Origin of the sequence: Desulfosarcina cetonica JCM 12296, from assembly GCF_001311845.1 — a bacterium.
Classification (GTDB): Bacteria; Desulfobacterota; Desulfobacteria; order Desulfobacterales; family Desulfosarcinaceae; genus Desulfosarcina; species Desulfosarcina cetonica.
In genome coordinates, this window is record NZ_BBCC01000496.1 from 1 (window position 1) to 959 (window position 959).

1 protein-coding gene is annotated in these 959 nt (G+C 64.3%); it reads left to right on the top strand.

Annotated elements, in window-relative coordinates:
• The coding region (locus tag JCM12296_RS35190) for a DUF2339 domain-containing protein (protein ID WP_172684283.1) at positions 1 to 959 on the top strand (959 nt) is incomplete at both ends.

Genomic DNA, 959 nt, shown 5'->3' on the forward strand with positions numbered 1-959 from the left:
TTGGATCCGATCCGCAACTGGCTGCTGGGCGGCAATCTCATGGTGCGCGTGGGCGTGGTGGTGCTGCTGTTCGGTTTCGCCTTCCTGGTGAAGTATGCCGCGGCGCGCAACCTGGTGCCCCTGGAGCTGCGCCTGGCGGCGACCTTTGCCGCCGGGATCGGGCTGCTGGTTCTGGGGTGGCGCTTGCGCCATGATCGTTTCGGCTACGCCATCACCCTGCAGGGTGGTGGGATCGGCGTGATGTACCTGACGCTTTTCGCCGCCGCCCGCTTGTTCGAGGTCGAAATGGTGCCCCTGCCGCTGAGCCTTGGCGTGATGGTCGGCCTGGTGGTTTTTTCCGGCATCCTGGCCATGCTCCAGGATGCGGCCGCCATGGCCGTTTTGGGCGCCGCCGGCGGATTCATGGCGCCGGTGCTGCTTTCCACCGGCACGGGCAGCCACGTGGCGCTTTTCTCCTACTATGCCCTGCTCAACGCGGGGATTTTCGGTATCGCCTGGTTCAAGGCCTGGCGCTGGCTCAACCTGTTGGGCTTTGTCTTCACCTTCGGCATCGGCAGCGCCTGGGGCCTGCAGTACTACCAGGGCCGTTATTTTGCCACCACCGAGCCGTTTCTGATCCTTTTCTTCGCATTTTATCTGGCCATTTCCGTGCTCTTCGCCCTGCGGCAACCCCCGCGTCTGAAGGGCTATGTGGACGGCAGCCTGGTTTTCGGCATGCCGCTGATCAGCTTCAGCCTGCAGGTGGGGTTGGTGCGGCCGTTTCCCTTTGGATTGGCATTGAGCGCCGTGGTTCTGGGGCTCGTCTATACCGGACTGGCCACGGCCTTGTGGCGCCACCGGGGAAAGGGGCTGGCCGCCCTGGTGGAGGCTTTTTTGGCATTGGGCGTGATTTTCGGCAGCCTGGCGATCCCCCTGGCCCTGTCCGGCAGTTGGACGGCCGTGGTCTGGAGCTGGAGGCG